Annotated in this window: 16 protein-coding genes and 1 tRNA gene; 4 read left to right on the top strand and 13 right to left on the bottom strand. The window is 68.3% G+C overall.

The genetic code is table 11. The features are described from left to right. Positions 1–1124, bottom strand: a 1124-nt coding sequence (locus VLF18_RS01525) for a sugar MFS transporter (protein ID WP_325277847.1), incomplete at its 3' end; no start/stop codon positions are given. Positions 1125–1146: 22 nt separating this feature from the next. After that, positions 1147–2214, bottom strand: a complete 1068-nt coding sequence (locus VLF18_RS01520) for a LacI family DNA-binding transcriptional regulator (RefSeq protein ID WP_325277846.1) — start codon at positions 2212–2214, stop codon at positions 1147–1149. 132 nt (positions 2215–2346) lie between these two features. Here VLF18_RS01520 and VLF18_RS01515 point away from each other — a divergent pair, with 132 nt between their 5' ends. Continuing rightward, positions 2347–4683 (top strand): GH92 family glycosyl hydrolase, encoded by a 2337-nt coding sequence (locus tag VLF18_RS01515; protein WP_325277845.1) that lies wholly within the window; start codon positions 2347–2349, stop codon positions 4681–4683. A 675-nt stretch (positions 4684–5358) separates the two neighbouring features. Continuing rightward, a tRNA-Tyr gene (locus VLF18_RS01510) sits at positions 5359–5446 on the top strand. Positions 5447–5480: 34 nt separating this feature from the next. Here VLF18_RS01510 and VLF18_RS01505 read toward each other — a convergent pair. From VLF18_RS01505 to VLF18_RS01465, 9 genes are all read right to left on the bottom strand, one after another. Continuing rightward, positions 5481–5921 (bottom strand): NADAR family protein, encoded by a 441-nt coding sequence (locus VLF18_RS01505; RefSeq protein ID WP_325277844.1) that lies wholly within the window; start codon positions 5919–5921, stop codon positions 5481–5483. A 154-nt stretch (positions 5922–6075) separates the two neighbouring features. Then, the gene (locus VLF18_RS01500; RefSeq protein WP_325277843.1) at positions 6076–6573 is read right to left on the bottom strand and encodes a hypothetical protein; all 498 of its coding nucleotides are present in this window, start codon (positions 6571–6573) and stop codon (positions 6076–6078) included. A 282-nt stretch (positions 6574–6855) separates the two neighbouring features. Continuing rightward, a complete protein-coding gene (gene fabG, locus VLF18_RS01495; RefSeq protein WP_325277842.1) occupies positions 6856–7587 on the bottom strand; it encodes a 3-oxoacyl-ACP reductase FabG in 732 nt (243 codons plus the stop codon). A gap of 37 nt (positions 7588–7624) precedes the next feature. Further along, entirely contained in the window at positions 7625–8065 is a 441-nt protein-coding gene (locus VLF18_RS01490; RefSeq protein ID WP_325277841.1) for a phosphotransferase, read from the bottom strand. Further along, positions 8055–10388, bottom strand: coding sequence for an MMPL family transporter (locus VLF18_RS01485; RefSeq protein ID WP_325277840.1), 2334 nt, complete (start codon positions 10386–10388; stop codon positions 8055–8057). Before VLF18_RS01485 ends, VLF18_RS01490 begins: the two co-directional genes overlap by 11 nt. Further along, complete coding sequence (locus VLF18_RS01480; protein ID WP_325277839.1) at positions 10385–11047, bottom strand: LolA-related protein; 663 nt, start codon at positions 11045–11047, stop codon at positions 10385–10387. Before VLF18_RS01480 ends, VLF18_RS01485 begins: the two co-directional genes overlap by 4 nt. Continuing rightward, the gene (locus VLF18_RS01475) at positions 10983–11930 is read right to left on the bottom strand and encodes an acyltransferase (protein ID WP_325277838.1); all 948 of its coding nucleotides are present in this window, start codon (positions 11928–11930) and stop codon (positions 10983–10985) included. Before VLF18_RS01475 ends, VLF18_RS01480 begins: the two co-directional genes overlap by 65 nt. Continuing rightward, positions 11927–12211, bottom strand: coding sequence for a hydroxymyristoyl-ACP dehydratase (locus VLF18_RS01470; RefSeq protein ID WP_325277837.1), 285 nt, complete (start codon positions 12209–12211; stop codon positions 11927–11929). Before VLF18_RS01470 ends, VLF18_RS01475 begins: the two co-directional genes overlap by 4 nt. Before the next feature lie 213 nt (positions 12212–12424). Then, positions 12425–13147 (bottom strand): xanthomonadin biosynthesis protein, encoded by a 723-nt coding sequence (locus VLF18_RS01465; RefSeq protein WP_325277836.1) that lies wholly within the window; start codon positions 13145–13147, stop codon positions 12425–12427. A gap of 85 nt (positions 13148–13232) precedes the next feature. On the opposite strand from VLF18_RS01465, the gene VLF18_RS01460 reads away from it, so the two are divergent. Further along, the gene (locus VLF18_RS01460) at positions 13233–14564 is read left to right on the top strand and encodes an NAD(P)/FAD-dependent oxidoreductase (RefSeq protein WP_325277835.1); all 1332 of its coding nucleotides are present in this window, start codon (positions 13233–13235) and stop codon (positions 14562–14564) included. 330 nt (positions 14565–14894) lie between these two features. On the opposite strand, the gene VLF18_RS01455 is transcribed toward VLF18_RS01460, so the two are convergent. Continuing rightward, a complete protein-coding gene (locus VLF18_RS01455; protein WP_325277834.1) occupies positions 14895–15164 on the bottom strand; it encodes a phosphopantetheine-binding protein in 270 nt (89 codons plus the stop codon). A gap of 169 nt (positions 15165–15333) precedes the next feature. Between VLF18_RS01455 and VLF18_RS01450 the strand changes: the two genes are divergently transcribed. Then, on the top strand, positions 15334–16314 hold the full coding sequence (locus VLF18_RS01450) for a pteridine-dependent deoxygenase (RefSeq protein WP_325277833.1): 981 nt from the start codon (positions 15334–15336) through the stop codon (positions 16312–16314). Here VLF18_RS01450 and VLF18_RS01445 read toward each other — a convergent pair. Continuing rightward, on the bottom strand, positions 16219–17727 hold the full coding sequence (locus tag VLF18_RS01445; protein WP_325277832.1) for a hypothetical protein: 1509 nt from the start codon (positions 17725–17727) through the stop codon (positions 16219–16221). The genes VLF18_RS01450 and VLF18_RS01445 overlap by 96 nt on opposite strands. Between the last annotated feature and the right edge of the window lie 257 nt (positions 17728–17984).

Raw genomic sequence — 17984 nt, 5'->3', positions numbered from 1 at the left:
CCGCCGACGATGCCCATGATCAGCAGGCTCGATCCGCTGGCGGTCAGCGGGCCGAGTCCCTTGATGCCGAGCGTGAACAGCGTCGGAAACATCACCGAGTTGAACAGGCCGATCGCGACGAGGCTCCAGAGCGCGAGGCTGCCGTGGCTCGTCATGCTCAGCGCGAGCAGCGCCGCGGCCACGGCGGCGAACACGCCGAGCAGACGCGGCGGCTCGACGATGCGCAGCAGCAGCGAGCCGGCGAAGCGGCCGATCATTGCGCCGCCCCAGTAGTAGGACAGATAGATCGACGCATGCGTCTCGCTGATCCCGACGATCTGCGGATCCGCGAGATAGTTGATCAGCAGGCTGCCGATGGCGACCTCCGCACCGACGTACAGGAATATCCCGATCACGGCATGGCGCAGCGACGGCTGCTGCCAGGCCTGTCCGAGGCTGTGTGCGCCGTCGCCGGCGCCGGCCGCCTCGGTCAGATGCGGCAGACGGAACAGATATACGAATGCGGCGATCGCGAACAGGACGATCGCGAGTCCGAGATAGGGCAGCTGCACGGCCCTGGCCTCGGTCGCGCGGTACTGCTGCAGCTGCTCGGGCGTCAGCGCGGCCAGCGCGTCGGCGCCGAGCACGGCGGCCGACAGGATCAGCAGTCCGCCGACCGCGGGGCCGACGGTGTGACCCAGCGAATTGAGCGCCTGCGCGAGCGTGAGCCGGCTCGACGCGCCGGCTTCGTCGCCGAGCAGGCTGACGTAGGGATTCGCCGACACCTGCAGCAAGGTGATGCCGCTGGCCATGACGAACAGCGCGCCGAGGAACAGGTTGTACGACTGCCACTGCGCCGCCGGCAGGAAACCGAGTGCGCCGAGGCCGGCGACCAGCAGGCCGCAGACCATGCTGTGCTTGTAGCCGAGCCGCGCGACCACGTGTCCGGCCGGCAGCGACATCACGAAATACGCGCCGAAGAACGTGAACTGGATGAGCATGCTGCGTGCGTAGTTCAGCTCGAACACGGCTTTCAGATGCGGAATCAGCACGTCGTTGAGGCTCGTGAGAAAGCCCCAGAGAAAGAAGATCGTCGTCGTGACGATCAGCGCGATGCGCGGGGACGTGCTGGCGCGAGCCTGCATGGGGTGCGGTCCGGTCGGAGTGTCAGGGACGTGCCGGCGCGCAGGTGCTCGCGCGCACGATCAGGCGGACGGGGACGATGATGTGCGCGGGCGGCGACGCGCGATCGAGCGCGATGTCCTCGGACGCGGCGCCGTCGCGAATGCCGACGCGCGCGAGGATCCGCTGCGCCGCCTGGCGGCCGCGTGCGCGCGGATCGGCCGCGAGCGTCGTCAGCGGCGGCACGCTGACCGCGGCTTCCGGAATGTCGTCGAAGCCGGTCACGGCGAAATCGCTGCCGGGCACGCGTCCGCGCGCCTGCAGGCCGAGCATCAGGCCGAGTGCGACCGCGTCGTTGTAGCAGACTGCCGCGGTCGGCGCGCGCTCGCGCGCGAACAGTGCGCCGGCCTGGGCCGCCGCTTCGAGCCGCGTCGGCGCGGTCTCGACGAGCCATTGCGGCTCGATCTCGATCCCCGCGGCCTGCAGCGCCTGCATGTACCCTTCGCGGCGCTGACGACAGGAGCTCGATCCCGCGTGGCCGCCGAAGAACGCGATGCGGCGATGTCCACACTGCAGCAAATGCTGCGCGGCCTGGCGCGCGCCGTCGGCGTTGTCGAGGCTGAGCTGGTCCCAGCCGCTGTCGCGCAGCTCGCGGTTGAACACGACGACCGGCGCGTGCGCGCCGACCGCCTGGCGCACGCGCACCGTTTCGCTGCCTTCGGCCGGCGACAGGATCACGCCGGCCGGATCGTGTTCCATCAGCGACTGCAGCACGGCCTGCTGGCGTTCGGCCGACTCGCCGGTGCTGCCGAGCAGCGTCACGAAACCGGCCGCGGCGAGCGCCTCGTCGACGCCGGCCGCAAATTCCGCGAAGAACGGGTTGGAAAGGTCATTGACGACGAGCGCGACGCTGCTCGACCGGCGCGTGCGCAGGCTCGCGGCGGCGCGGTTGTAGACGTAGCCGACGCGCTTGAATTCCGCTTCGACGCGGTCGCGCGTCTGCGCATTCACGAGCGGGCTCTGGCGCAGCACGAGCGACACGGTCGCGCGCGACACGCCGCAACTGGCGGCGATGTCGCTGAGCGTGACGGAGCGGCGTCGGGATCCGGACATAAGTTTAGATCGATCCAAATTCGGTTCGAGTGTGCCCGTGCCCGGGGAAACGCACATCCTGCACTGCAGCAAGCCGAAACCGTACGACCGTGCTAGGTTGAATTTAGACCGATCCAAATTCCGGGAACACCCATGCCCCTGCTCGCGCGGATTGCCTTCGGCCTGTTCGGCATCACGGCCTGCCTGTCCACCGTTCTCGCTGACGATGCGGACAGCGGCGAACTCGCGTACGCGGCCGTCGATCCGTTCATCGGCACGGGCGGCGACGGTCACACGTTTCCGGGCGCGGTCGTGCCGTTCGGCATGGTCCAGCTGAGCCCCGACACGCAGATCCGCGAACGCAAGCAGGCCTACGGCTGGGCCGCGGGCTACCGCTACGACGACGACGGCATCGTCGGCTTCTCGCATACGCATTTTTCCGGCACCGGCCATTCCGATCTCGGCGACGTGCTCGTGATGCCGATCGCCGGCGAGGTGAAGCTCGACCCCGGCGACAGCAGCCAGCCCGGCAGCGGCTACCGCTCGCGCTTCTCGCACGCGGACGAGCAGGCGCGCCCCGGCTACTACGCGGTGAGCCTCAGCGACTACGGCATCCGCGCGGAACTCACCGCGGGCGAGCGCATCGGCGTGCACCGCTATACGTTTCCGAAGGACAGGCCGGCGCATCTGCTGATCGATCTGCGCACGAGCCTGTACGACTACCCGGGCAAGGTGCTCTGGTCTCGGCTGCGCCTGCGCGACGACGGCACGCTGACCGGCATGCGCGAAACGCGCGGCTGGGCGCCGGGCCGGCAGCTCTACTTCGCGCTGCGCGTGTCGACGCCGATAGCCGGGAAGGAGTTGCACAACACGGAAAAAGATATTTATTACAAAGGATTCGCGCCGCCGGCCGCGGACAAGCCCGGCGAACGCGCGAACCTCGAAGGCCGCGCGCTGGTCGGCGTGCTCGACCTGCCGGCCGGCACGACGCAGGCCATCGTCAAGGTCGCCCTGTCGCCGGTCAGCGAGGAAGGCGCGATCGCCAACCTCGACGCGGAAATGCCCGGCTGGGATTTCGACGCGGCCGCGGCGAAGGCGAAGGCGGCATGGACGCGCGCGCTCGGCGTATTCCGCGTCGACGCCGACGAAGCCCGGCGCAAGGCGTTCTTCACCGCGGTCTATCACACGCTGCAGGCGCCGAGCCTGTTCATGGACAGCGACGGCCGCTATCGCGGTCCCGACAATGCCGTGCACCAGGCCCAGGGTTGGCGCAATCTTTCCACGTTTTCACTCTGGGACACGTACCGCGCGCAGCATCCGCTGCTGACGCTCATCCAGCCGGCGCAGTACACCAACGACGTCGTGCAGTCGCTGCTCGCGGCGCGGCGCCACAGCGCGCACGGCATCCTGCCGGTCTGGGCGTTCCACGGCCTGGAGACGTGGTGCATGATCGGCTATCACGCGGTACCGGTGATCGCCGACGCATATCTCAAGGGCATCCGCGGCTACGACGAGAACGAGGCGCTGCAGGCCATGGTCGCGAGCGCCGACTACGGCCCTTACGGCGGCATCGCGCAGTACCGGCAGCTCGGCTACGTGCCGATCGATCAGGTCGGCGAGGCGGCATCCAAGACGCTGGAATACGCGTTCGACGACTGGACCGTGTCGCGCGTCGCCGAGTCGATGGGACGCAAGGACGTCGCCGCGGCGTTCGCGAAGCGCGCCGGCAACTGGCGCCACGCATTCGATGCGAAGACCAGTTTCATGCGCGCGCGCAACAGCGACGGCAGCTTCCGCGAACCGTTCGACCCGAGCGCAAGCGGCTACGGCACCGACTACACCGAAGGCAATGCCTGGCAATACTCATGGTACGTGCCGCAGGACGTCGCCGGCCTGATCCGCGCGCACGGCGGCGACGCGAATTTCGTCAAGCGCATCGATCAGGTGTTCGACGCCAAGGTCGATCCGAAGCTGTTCGCGCACATGGAAGACATCACGGGCCTGATCGGCTGGTACGCGCACGGCAACGAGCCGAGCCACCACGTCGCCTATCTCTACGTCTACGCGGGCCAGCCGTGGCGCAGCCAGGAGCGCCTCGGCCAGATCATGGACAGCCAGTACGCGCCGACGCCCGCGGGCCTCGTCGGCAACGACGATCTCGGACAGATGTCGGCCTGGTACGTGTTCACGGCGCTCGGCTTCTATCCGGTCGCGCCGGCCAGCAACGAATACGTGATCGGCCGCCCATTCCTGCGCCGCGCCGCGCTGGCCCTGCCCAACGGCAAGACCTTCACCGTCGTCGCCGACGGACTCGACGACGGCCATCGCTACATCGGCAGCGTCACGTTGAACGGCCGTCCGCTGACGAAGAGCGTGATCACGCACGCGCAGATACTCGAAGGCGGCGAACTGCGCTTCGTCATGCAGGCGACGCCGAACCGCAAATGGGCCACCGCGCGCGGCGACCGGCCGTATTCGATGAGCCGATGACGATGCCTGACTGACAACAACAACGAATCCGATAGCGGTCCTTGCGCCGCGGACGAAGCATGGCCTCCCCCCGTAGACCCTCCCCATGCCTTTGCCGCGGCGTTTCTTTTTGCGCGATATGGGGCGCGCGCAGGTTGGCGGTGAGCTTCAGGCGAACCGCAACATCACAGTAACTGCGCTGCGAAGAACCCACGCCGAAAACGGGCGTGCGGCATTGTTTCAATGTTCCACCGCACGTTTTCGTGCCCGGCGATTCGCCGGGCGCGGACACATCGATGATGCGGTTCCGCCACAGCCCGCGTGGGCTGTTGATCGTTGTGCGGTGAGGCATCCCTTTCTCCGTAGATCGCTGCTTTTTGCAGGAAGAGACGAGTCACCGGTTCATTGGGCACAGTTTTCACGAATATGCGGTTGACAGCCTGCGATACCGGCAATAGAGTGCGCCGCCATGACGACCAAGCTCAACAACGCACGCTATTGCTATCTCCGTCGCCTTTCGAGCCGCGGAGATTTTTGCGTTTGAGCTGATCACTTGCAGCTCCAGCCAAAAAAACCCCGGCCTCAAACCGGGGTTTTTTCTTTTTGTCGTTGCGGATCTGTCTGCACGCGGCGCAGCCGCGCGCAAGCGATGCAGCACGCGCAATGTCCGAGTACTGCAGTTAAAGAGTTCAAATTGGGCGAGTAACCCGTAAACGGTAGCGGTCCTGACTGTAAATCAGGGACTCGAGTAGTCCAGGAGGTTCGATTCCTTCCTCGCCCACCACTCCATCGTGCGGTGCCGTAGGCCCGGCAGGTACCTACGCGCCACGCAGCTCTTCCCGCACCTGCATCAGCAGCTGCCCGAGCATGTTCCTGCCGCGACCGTCGCCGCCGTCGCCCCAGTAGCTGTCGTTCCCGGTGTGTTCGACGAGTTTCGCGTCGCCCGTGTCCAGCAGCAGTTGCCTGAGTTCGTCGTGCTGCGTGAATTTCGCGCGCAGCGCCTTGCGCATGACCTCGACCTTGACCGACTCCCAGTCGCTGCGCAGTTTCTGTTTGCGATCGCGACCGAGGTTGGCCGCGTCCATCGGCGAGTGGGCGCGGCGGATGCGTTCGCGATAGGCCGCGTCGTGAAACTTCTGCGCCTGGAAATAGTGTTCCGACGTCGGCCAGTGCGCGCCGTCGAGCCAGATTCGGTGGTGCGAGAAGTTGGAGAACTCGCCGTAGTCATCCGTCGTGCGGTAGAAATTGATCGTGTTCATCGGGTCTGGCATGTCGGGAGAACGCAGTCGAGAGTGAAGAGGAGCGAGAAAAGAGTCAAAGCTCATGCCACTCCTTTCTCACGCCTCCCACTCGTTTCTGGCGCACTCGACGCTGCCCGCAGATTCGCGGCGTGGCGCAATTCGCCCACGGCGATCATTGATCCCCGAGCCGCGCGTCCTTCGTCGGCGCGGCCATCCACTCGGCGACGTCCTTGCCGATGGCCTTGACCGTGCGGCCGAGCACCGAGCACGAGCCCTTGTAGCCGGCGAATGCTCCGCCCATCGAGTAGCGCTGCGCGACGAAGTTGCCGATCTCCGCGCCGTTCTCGTAGAGCGCGCCTTTCGCGCGCGTGAACTTCTGGTGGCCGATGAAGGCGTTGCCGCGCGAGACCGCTTCGTCGATCTCGACGATGAGCACGCGGCCGGCGTCGCCGGGCGCCACGGCGTCAGAGAAGCGCGTCCTGATGCGTTTTTCTTCGGCGTATTCGGCGATGTAGGCCGGCAGCTTGTTCGGCAGATCGCATTCGGCGCGGATGTTCGATGCGATCCGGGTCTCGTCGACCCAGGGCGCGGTGCGCTGCAGCGTGACGACGTCGGCCTGCGCGGTGCCGGCGGCGAGCGCGGCGATCAAGGCGGCGGTACGGAACGACATGGATTTTTCCCCTTGTTGGAACAACCGCGGCGAATGGCGCGTGCCGGTTCGCCGTCCCCTGTGCGAACCGGCGTCCACCGGCGCGGCTGCGCCGCGCGATGTCGCCGATTCCGCGATTCCTGTATCGACTGCCGCCGCATGCTGCGCCGATTTCGCCGCCCGCCCCAGCTTCGAGCGAGGGGTGGCAATGTCGGTCGCGTTGTGGCTGCGGCCTGCCAAGGTGCCGCGTCCGTGCGCGTCCTCGCCGCAGTATTCCGGACGGCCACGAACCGTTGAGCGCCCTCAGCTCATGCCGCCGTCGATGCCGATGACCTGGCCCGAGATGTAGCCGGCCGCATCGCTTGCCAGAAACGCGACGAGTGCGGCGACTTCCTCGGGCTTGCCGGCGCGCGCCATCGGTACGATCTGGCGGATCTGCTCCGGCGCGAACGTTGCGTCGGTCAGTCGTCCGGCGATGACGCCGGGTGCGACGACATTGGCCGTGATGCCGCGGCTCGCCATTTCGCGCGCGAGCGATTTGACCGCGCCGTGCAGCCCGGCCTTCGCCGCCGCGTAGTTGGTCTGGCCGCGATTGCCGAGCACCGCGGCGACCGACGACATCGCGACGATGCGTCCGCGGCGCTGCCGGCCCATCGGCAGCAGCAGCGGCTGCGTGACATGGAAGAAGCCGTGCAGCGACACGTCGATGACGCGCTTCCACTGCGTATCGGTCAGTCCGGCCATCGGCGCGTCGTCGTGGATGCCGGCGTTGTGGACGAGGATCGTGATCGTGCCGTCGGCGAGCAGCGCCTCGACCGCCGCGCGCGTCGCGTCGGCATCGCAGAGATCGAAGGCGACGGCCTGCGCCGAACCACCGTCGGCGCGGATCGCCTCGACGACGGCCTGCGCGCGCGCGAGGCCGCTGTTCGCATGCACGACCACGTGCGCGCCCTGGCGCGCGAGCGCGGTGCAGATCGCGCCGCCGATGTCGCCGCTGCCGCCGGTAACCAGCGCGCGCGGTTGTGAAGCCGTCATTGCGTGTCTCCGTCTGTGTCGTTGCGGTGCGGCGCGCTCACGGCGCGGCCCCGGGCTGCACCATCACCGCGGCGCGGCCGCTCGCGATCGTCGTGCCGTCGTGTTCGATGCGGAATGCGTACTGCCAGCTCTGCCCGCCGGCGAGCAGGCGTTCGCCGTGGATATCGAGCGCGCCGGGCAGGTCGTCGACGAACTCGCGCGCAAGCTGCACGTCGCGCAGCGACACGAGAAAGCCCGGCGCGGCGCGCCCGCCGCCGGCCTGCGCGAGCAGACCGCCGTGCACGGCCATCGCCTGCGCGCCGTATTCGCACAGATGCAGCGCGTGCAGGCGCCCGTCGCGGCGCAGCGGATTGTCGCTGCGCAGGTGCGAGCCGCTGCGCGCATGGATATGCGTCTCGTCCCAGTGGGCGACGGCGTCGAGCAGGCACATCGCGCCCTGGTGTGGAATCAGCGCGCTCCAGTGGGCCTTATCGAGCATGGGGAATTTCCTGGCGCGGCCGGGTCAGCAGCAGCGCGAGCGCGAAGTTGAACGCGACGCCGAGCGTCACCGTCGTGCCGATCGCGCGCAGCACCGGCAGCGACGACAGCGCGAGCAGCAGGAACACGAGGAAGGTGCTCGCGCTGCAGACGAGGATCGCGTGCAGCGTGCGGCGCTGTTCGTGTTCGTCGTCCTCGACGTGCTCGAAGAACAGCGCGTAGTCGAGGCCGAGGCCGGCGGCGAGCACGAGCGCGATCAGATGGAACAGCGACAGCGAGACGCCGCAGAGGCGCAGCACGGCGAGGATCAGCAAGGTCGTCACGGCCATCGGCAGCAGCACGCGCAGCACGCGGCTGCGCCGGCGCAGCGCGACGGTCACGACGACGACCAGCAGCAGCGCCGCGACCGCGAGCGAATACAGCACGCGCGTGCGATAGGCGGCGACCAGCGATTCGGACGCGTTCTTCAGATCGAGCAGGCGCGCCGGTGTATCGGGCTGCGCGGCGAGCCCGATCAGCGCGTCGCGGTCGGCGACGCCGGACAGCGTGACGAGACCGATCCAGTGGCCGTCGCGCGGCTGCAGCTGCGCCTTCAGGCGCAGGCCCAGCGGCGACGCAAGGAAGCGCTCCGCGGTCAGCGGCGGCAGTGCGCGTGCGGCCTCGACGTCGCGCAGGAACGCGTCGAAACTGCCGGGCTTGAACGGCAGACCCTGCTGCGCGTCGTCGAGTGCGCTGCGCAGCGTGGCCGGATCGGGCAGATTCGCCTGGCGTGCGCGCTGTGTTGCAAGGCTCGGCAGGTAGCGCGACGGCAGCTCGTAGCCGCCGATCGCGGCATCGCGCTGCAGTTGCGCGAGCTTCGGTTCGAGTTTCTCGCTGGCCGCGAGCACGGCGTCGGCGTCGGCGCCTTCGATCACGAGCAGATAGCGCACGTCCGGTGCGCCGAGTTCCTGCCGCAGCCGCGTGTCCTGGGCGACGAGATCGGGCGGCGCCGGCGTCAGCGCGGCGAGGTTGTTTTCCCAGAACGCGCCGGGCGCCCAGATCATCGCGGCGACAGCCGCGATCGCGAGCAGCGGAGCGAGCCAGCGCGGGCGCGGCAGGCGCGCGAGGCGCCGCCACAGCGCGGCGAGCCAGGCCGAATCCGCCGCGTCATGCGGCCGGCTGCCGAGCAGATGCACGAGGCCGAAGCGCGTCGTCAGCGCGGCGGTCGCGAGACCGACGATCGTGAACACGGCGAGCTGTTCGAGCCCGTCGACGCCCGAGGCGAAGAACGCGAGATACGCGATGCACGTCGATGCGACGCCGGTCGCGAGCGTCGGCCAGAGCAGGCTCGCGACCGCGGCCGGCGTGCGATCGCGGCGCAGGTGCGAGAACAGATGGATCGGGTAGTCCTGCGCGACGCCGATCAGCGTGAAGCCGAAGGCGAGCGTGATGCCGTGCGCGCCGCCGAAGACGAGCGCCATCGCGGCCATGCCGGCGAGACCGCCGCTGACCAGCGGCAGCGCGCCGGCCATGACCGTGCCGACGCGGCGATAGGCGAGCAGCAGCAGCGTGATGAAGCCGATCGAATCGTACAGGCCGATGCGGTTGGCTTCGGCGCTCGTCGTCGCGTTGATGCGCACCGTGAACACACCGGGACCGCTGAGCACGAGACGCGCCTTCGTGTCCTTCGCCGCCTCGCGGAACCAGCCGTCGAGCGCGTCCTGCGCGTCGCGCTGGGCGGCCGGATCGAAGCCGCCGGCAACGGTTTCGGCGAGCAGCAGCGCGGTCGTGCCGTCGCGCGTGAACCAGACTTCGGCATAGCGCTCGGGTTCGCCGGGCGGCGCCCAGGCTTCGGCGAGCTTCAGCGTTTCCAGCGTCGGATCGTTCGCGAGCAGCGGCTTGAACCAGGCCGCCGCGGGCGAGCCGAGATCCTGTACGCGCTGCTGCAGCTGGTCGCGCAGCATGGCCGCGTCGAAGCGTTCTGCGTCGAGCGTCGGCGACAGCAGATAGCGGTACGGCAGCAGGTCGTCGGCGAGCGCGCCGATGTCGCCTTCGCCGTTCATCGCGCGGACGAAACGCGCGTCGCCGCGGATCTTCGGCACGAGCGCCTTGCTGATGTCCGCGAGCGTGTCGGGTTCGTCGCCGTCGATCGCGAGCAGCAGCAGGCGCGAACCCGGACCTTCGCCGATCTCGTCGAGCAGCAGGCGCTGCTCGGGCGTGCGCGCCGGCGGCATGAAGCTGCGCAGATCCGTGCTGATCTTCAGCGCGCCGAGGATATAGGCGAGCAGGCCCGCGAGCAGCGCGAGCCAGAGCGCGAGCAGGACGAGCCGCGCGCGCAGCGTCACGGCGCGCGCTGGCAGAGCTGCTGCAGCGCCTTGCGGTCCGGCGTGCCGTCGATCGCGGTGTTCGCGAGCGCGTCGACGAGCAGCAGGCTGCTGTCGCCGCCGGTTTCCTCGATCTCGAAGCAGCGCGGCGTCGATTCATGACCGCGAATCACGACGCGCTGGACATGTCTGGCCAGCGCCGGATCGCGCGGCACGAGGTCGAGGCGCCAGTGCGCGGCGTCGCCGTCGCTGGTCAGCACATAGCTGCGCGCGAGGCGCTGCGCGTCGCCGGCCAGTGTCGCGCTGAAGCTTTCGAGGAATCCGGCCAGTGCCGGTGCGCGCTTGAGGCTGAAGCGCTTCGCCGGCTTGCCGGGCCGCGCGATCTGTACCTGGCCGTTCGCGATCGTCGTGGTTTCCTCGTACGGCGAGACGACGCGCTTGCCGAGTTCGTCGGCGCTCGAATAGGTCAGTTCGCCGCGCAGCGTCAGCGGCGCATCGAGCATCTGCACGAAACGCACTTCGGTGTAGCCGGTCTGCGCCGGCAGCGGACGCTTGAGTTTCTCGATCAGCGCGACGGTCTGCGCCGACGGGCAGTCGGTGCTGCAGGCCGGCGGCTCAGGCGCGGCGCGGCTCCCCAGCGGCAACAACAGGCTCAATGCGATCGCTGTGCCAGAAATCATAGAAATTGAACCAGTTGTAGGGATCGAGGCGCGCATGATGTTCCAGCCGCTGCGCATAGCGCGCAAGCCAGGCGTCGAGGCGCGCATTGCGTTCGCTGCGCGGAATCTCGATGCGGTCGGCGAAATGTTCGAAGTGCAGCGAATAGCGATTGCCGCCGCGATACAGGCCGAAGCAGAGCAGCACCGGCGTGTCGAGCACGGACGCGATCAGGTACGGCGCGACCGGCAGCGGCGCGGACTGGCCCAAAAACGGGGCCTGCCGCGTCGGTTCCTGCAGCCGCGCACGGTCGCCGAGCAGCGCGACGACCGCGCCCTGGTCGACGGCTTCCTTGATGCCGAGCACGATGGCCGTGCCGCCGCCCGATGCATCGATGACGCTGCGGCCGATCGCCGGATTCAGCGCATGCAGCAGTTCGGTGATCGCCGGCGTCTGCGACTTGTCGAGCACGACCTTGAGCTGGATTTCGGGCCGTTCGCGCGCGAGTACGCGGAGGATCTCGAAGCTCCCGAGATGCGAGCCGAGCAGCAGCATGCCGCGGCCCTGGTCGTAGGTGTCGAACAGCAGGTCGAGGCCGTGGATCTCGAGATCGAACTGGCGCGCGTCGTCGCGGGCGAGCAGGAATACGCGGTCGAGGATCACGCCGGCGAAGCGGTGGATGTGACGCATCACGTCGAAGGTGCCGGCCGGGCGGCCGAGCACGCGGCTCAGGAACGCGCGCGAGGCTTCGCGCTCCGGACGGCGGCGCAGATAGAAATACAGCGTGATCGGATACAGGAACAGCCGAGCGACCGGGCGTCCGCCGTACAGCGCGATCGAGCGGATCAGCCAGATCGCGAAACGGCCGCCGCCTTCGGGGCGGTCGGTCCAGTGGGGATTGCTCATGCCGTGCTCGCCTCGCCGCTGGCGATCAGCTCGCCGCCGCGCAATACGCGGAAACGCAGGCGTTCGTCCGCGATATCGAGTTCGAGCGAGGCGTCCTGTCCGGGCAGCAGCGGCGCCATGAACTTGACCTGGCGAAATCCGGCGATGCGCCGGTCGTGACGGCGGCGCAGCGCCGCGGCGACTTCGTCGAGCACGACGACGCCCGGCACGACGGGGTTGCCCGGAAAGTGGCCGGCCAGACTCGGATGCTCGGCCGGAATGCGGAAATCTTCGTGATGCACGACTGACGCCTCGGCGAATTGCAGGGCTCGGGGAGCGCCGGACTGTTCCTGCCGACCGCGACGCGTCGGCGTCGGTCGTACTGTCCCGGACGTGCGAAGCCTCGCACCGGAACGCCGATACAGGTGTCTGCTGCAGGAAATCGGCCCGGCCGCCCCTCCGGCGCGGCGCAAGCATCGCGGGTTTGACGCAGCGCGGCAAGCGCCGGGCCGCGGTCAGTCGCCGTCCGCGCCGTCGTGCAACACGCGCCGCCAGTTCTGCACCACCTTGCCGAAATAGCGACGCGGCGAATCGTGCGCGAGGTGCCGCAGATGCCAGTGGCGCCAGGCGAACTCGGCCAGCGAGAACAGGCCGATCACGACGAAGCCGCCGAGGTGCAGATACCAGTTCGCCCAGTAGTCGGACACCGCGAACGGCACGGCGAGACCGAGCCGCGCGAAGATGCCGCCCGGCGTCGCGCCGATCGCGCAGGTCAGCATCACGAGTGCCTGCGTGCCGAGCAGCAGCGTCCAGGCGATCGTGAGGCTGTGCGCGTAGTCGCGCACGCCGGGCTGGGCGAGCCGCTGCTCGCCTTCGAACGCGAGGATCGCGCGGGCGACCAGCGGACGACGCCCGGCCAGCAGCGTGCGTCCGAAGAACCAGGCCATGCCGGCATTGATCGCGACGGGTACGAGCAGCAGCACGATCTCGGCCTGCTGGCGCTGCATCAACCACAGCGTGCCGGTCACTGCGAGTGTCCAGGCCGTCCACGCCGTGCGGTTGCCGCGCGCCAGAGCGCCAAGCAGCAGCAGCGTGACGAGGTCGATCGCGGCGAGCGCCGAGATCCAGCTGCGCCCGAGCAGCTGCGCGAGCAGCAACAACAGCGGATAGAGCAGCAGCAGGGTCAGGGCTGCGTAAGGTGGTCGTTGCAGCGGGCGTTGCGGCGGTGGCGGGGTCATGCGCGAACTGCGGGAGGCGCGGGCCGACGCGGCGCGCAAGCCGGCTATGATACGGCGCTCAGTTCACTTGGGGCGACGGCGGCATATGGAAAACCAGGCAGACGGCCAGATCAACTGCGACGTGCTCGTCGTCGGCGGCGGACCCGCCGGATCGACGACCGCGACGATGCTGCAGCGGCGCGGCCTCAATGTGCTGCAGCTCGAGAAGGACCATCACCCGCGCTTCCATATCGGCGAATCGCTGCTGCCGGCGAACATGCCGATCCTCGAAGAACTCGGCGTGCTCGATGAAGTCCGCGGCATCGGCATGCTGAAGCTCGGTGCCGATTTTCCCGAAGTCGGCGACAACTACCGCACCTATCACTTCTCCCGTTCGCTCGGAAAGACGCCGCCTTACGCGTTCCAGGTCAAGCGCGAGGACTATGACGAGATCCTGTTCCGCAACGCGCAGCGCAGCGGCGTCGATGCGCGCGAAGGCGTCAAGGTCGATCGCGTCGAGATCCAGGCCGACGGCAGCTGCATCGCACAGGCGACCGTCGAAACCGGCGAAAAGCTGGCGATCCGCGCGCGCTACCTCGTCGATGCGAGCGGCCGCGACACGCTGCTCGGCAACGCGCTGAAGATCAAGGTCAAGAATCAGAAGCACCAGAGTGCCGCGATCTTCGCGCACTTCAAGGGCGTCACGCGCCGGCCCGGCGACGAGGCCGGCAACATCAGCATCTATCGCTTCGACTACGGCTGGTGCTGGTTCATCCCGCTGTCGGACGGCCTCATGAGCATCGGCTGCGTGTGCTTTCCGGAATACCTGAAGCAGCGCCGCGGACGTACCGCCGAATTCCTGCTCGACACGCTGAAGCTCATGCCCGGCGCGGTCGAACGCATGGCCGACGCGGAAATCGTCGGCGAGGTCCGCGTGACCGGCAATTATTCGTATACCTGCAGCGCCATGACCGGTCGCGGCTTCGTCATGGTCGGCGACGCGTTCGCGTTCGTCGATCCGGTGTTCTCCTCCGGCGTCTATCTCGCGATGCACAGCGGCAAGCACGCCGCGGCGCTCGTCGATGCGGTCCTCAGGAATCCGCAACAGGAATCCGCACTGCAGGCGGCGTTCGAAAAACGCATCCGCCGCGGCGTGCGCGTGTTCTCGTGGTTCATCTATCGCTTCAATTCGCCGGTCATGCGCAGCCTGTTCGCATCGCCGCGCAACGTGCTGAAAGTCGAGCAGGGCGTGATCTCAATGCTCGCCGGCGATGTGTTCGACAGCGGCCCGGTCATGCGCCGCCTGCACTTGTTCAAGGCGATCTATGCCGCGACGGGGCTCGCGAACTTCAAGCGCTGGTGGGACGACCTGCGCGAACGCCGGCGCCAGTCGGCGACGGACTTCTCCGGCGGCACGACGCCGGTGGATCCGTCGTGACGGTGCGGGAATCGAGAGTCGGGAACCGGGAATCGTAAAAGCGATCCCGCTTCCGCTTCTGACGATTCCCCATTCCCGATCCCCCGACAGGCACCTGCCTACGGCCAGTGCCGCGTCCGGCGGCCGCTCTCTAGCCTGCGTTCACCGGATGTCCCGGTGGGGCGAGAGCAATGCGTAGTCGGGTTTTTTCGGGCGTGGCCGCCGTCGCGTTCGGACTGGTCGCCGCTGCGCCGGCGCGGGCCGTGGTCGACGCGACCTTCGGTTCCGGCGCGAATGCGGCGGGAAAAGCGGGGTGTGAAGCGGACGGGACAGGAACGTCCCCGCCTGCGGTCAATTGACGCGGTGCTGCTCGATATGCGCCGACAGCGCGCGCAGCGAACCGAAGATCCGCTTGTTTTCTTCGTTGTCGGAACGCAGCTGGAAGCCGTAGCGCTTGGACACCGCGAGCGCGATTTCGAGCGCATCGATCGAGTCCAGGCCGAGATCTCCGCCGAACAGCGGGGCTTCGGGTTCGAACTGGTCAGGGGCCACGCCTTCCAGATTCAGGCTGTCGACCAGGAGCTCGGCGAGCTCGCGCTCGGCGGGAGAGAGTTGCGCCATCGGGGTTTCCACTGAGTCGGCGCGGCGCCGGACCGGCGGCCGCTGCGGCGCGCGAGTGTATCATACGGGTTTGCCCGGCCATCCCGGCGGGTTCAGGGACCCCATTCGCCGACATGCCATCGCCTTTGACGCTGCGCCTCGTTGCGCCTTTCCGCGGGATCCTGCCCGCATGAGCAGCGAACACGGCTTGCCGGCGTTGGACGTGAGTTACGTCGACGCCGGACTCGACAGTCTGCTTTCCGCGCCCGACGTGCTCGCCGTGATCGGCTTCGGCCGCGCGGCGCCGCAGTCGGGCGATCCGCGTTACCTGCGCGTCGGGCTCGAACCCCTCGGCGGTACCGCGCCGTTCGAGGTGTGGCGCGTGCCGGGCGTGGTCGAACACGGTCGCGACGGTGCGGTGCGCTGGGCCGGCTCGCCGGACTACTGCTTCGCGAGCGTCGAAGTTGCCGAAGCCGACTACGCCGACCTCGCCGCGGCGACCGAGGCGGCCTATGCGGAACTCTCGCGCTTCACGCTGACGCGGCGATGGCCGCATCTGCTGCGCATCTGGAACTACCTCGCCGCGATCAACGAAGGCGCCGGCGACGCGGAACGCTACAAACATTTCTGCACCGGCCGCTCGGCAGGCATGCGCAGCGTGCATCGGCAGGGTTTTGCGGCCGCGAGCGCGATCGGCCGCAGCGACGGCGAGGCCGTGCTGCAGGTGTACTGGCTCGCCGCGCGCCAAGCCGGCGTCGCCGTCGAGAATCCGCGGCAGGTCAGCGCCTGGCGCTATCCGCGCGAATACGGCCCGACCTCGCCGACGTTCGCGCGCGCGATGCGCGGCCCCTGCGCCGAGCCGCAGCTGCACATTTCGGGGACTGCGGCCGTCGTCGGCCATCAGTCGCGCCACGGCGGCGACCTGCCGGCGCAGCTCGACGAAACCTTCGCGAATCTCGACAGCCTGCTCGCGAGCGCCGGCAACCTGCCGGGTTTCGGCGCGGGCAGCGTGCTCAAGGCCTACGTGCGGCACCGCGACGATCTCGCGCCGACGAGCGCGCTGCTGGAGCAGCGCCTACCCGACGCGGCGAAGCGACTCGTCCTGCTCGGCGACATTTGCCGCGCCGAACTGCTGGTCGAACTGGACGGCATTCATACGGTCCAGCGCTAGCGGCGCGCTCAGCGACCGGCGCGCGACGAGCGCGCAGACGCCGAGCACGATCGCCGTGCAGGCGAACGCGAGCGTCGTGTTGAAGATCAGGTGCCCCTGCTTGGCGACGTCGGCCAGCCCGTCGCCGAAGATCGTGATGCCGAACGTGGCGGGCGGCAGCATGGCCGCGAGCAGCGCGAACAGCGCGAAGCGGTCGCGCCGCCGCAGCGCGACGACGGCCATCAGCAGCGGCAGCGCGAACAGCAGATTGCGCAGCACGGGCTGACGGTCGAGCAGGCCGTTCCAGCTGACGAACTGCGGCGGCAGCTTGCCGAGGATCTCGCCTTCGACATGGCCGAGATTGCGCGGCAGCCACGGATTCAGCACGGCGATGCCGTTGCCGAAGAAGCGCAGCAGCGCGACGGGTTCGCGCAGGAATTCGATGACGACATCGGTGCGGCCGAGCTTTTCCATGCCGGGGCAGACGTCTTCGGCAAGCCCGGGCAGCTGCCAGGCCGATTTGCCCACATGTGCCGCGCAGGCGGCCGGCAGGCCGAGACGCTGCGTCGTCGCGAGCGGATCGGACACCGCGGGCAGCAGCCCCGTGAACACGAGATTCGCGCGGTTGAACGAGCGGATCGAGTTCATCATCGTGTCGCCGCGCGCAAGCTGCGTGACCTGGATGCCGCAGCCGATCACGGCGCCGGCGAGCAGCGCCCAGCCCTGCCAGGGCCAGCGGCCCAGATGCCAGCGTCCGAACGCGAGCACGCCGGCGGCGAGGCACAGCGGCAGTACGAGGTGCTGGATCTTGCTCGTCGCAAGCGCGAGCGCGGCGAGCGCGAGCAGCGCGATGCCGCCGCGCGTGCGCGGACTGTGCGCATGGAGCAGGATCAGGTTGAACAACGCATACGCCGCGACGAGCGCGGTCGCTTCGGCGTAGAACGTGTTGAAGTACATCGTGTCCGACGGGTCCGTCAGCACCGCGGCGAACACGACCGCGTTGGCAAGCGCCGCGGGCCACAGGCCGCGTTTCCACCAGGCGCGGCAGAACAGGGCGACGAGCAGGCTCAGCACGAACAACCTCAACCCGCCTATCCAGCGCACCGAGTGGCGTTCGACACCTTGGGATTCTTGAATCTTGTATACGCCGACGGCGACGGCCTGCGGCAGCAGTTCGCTCGAGCCGTAGCACAGCCGCACCGGATTCTTCTGGAAGCGATAGAACTCAAACGGTGCGTTCGGGCTGTTTTCGTCGGGACGTATCGCTGCGGGACGATCGGGGAACAGGTCGAAGCAGCCGGTATAGCGGGCCTGGTCGAAGCTGTTCGCGATGGCGAGCAGCGGCGCATGCGTCAGCAGCGGCACGGCGCGCAGCAGGCCCAGCGCGAACGCGAGCACGATGAGGATCAGGGCGAGGCGGGGTTTCGCAGTCATCCGCTGGCTGATAGCACGCGTGATGTTAGGGAGTTTGGAAATTTCCGTTCGTATCGATTCTGCGACACCAACATGTAAGTCTCGTTGCGCTCTTCTGCGCGCGCGAGGCCGCCGTGACCGGGCGTATTCAGGTTTGTGAGCGCGCACGCCGAAACGCCGTGTTCGCTGCCAGCGCCGCCGGCCGTTTTGCGTATTGATAGGGCAGCGGCGGGAACGCTGCGCCGAATGCGAAGCCGGTCACGTTCGCTCAGTGAGCG

The sequence above is a fragment of the Tahibacter sp. genome (assembly GCF_035481375.1).
Taxonomy (GTDB): Bacteria; Pseudomonadota; Gammaproteobacteria; order Xanthomonadales; family Rhodanobacteraceae; genus Tahibacter.
The sequence above is the reverse complement of the archived record's forward strand: the minus strand, read 5'-3'. Positions and strand labels throughout refer to the sequence as shown.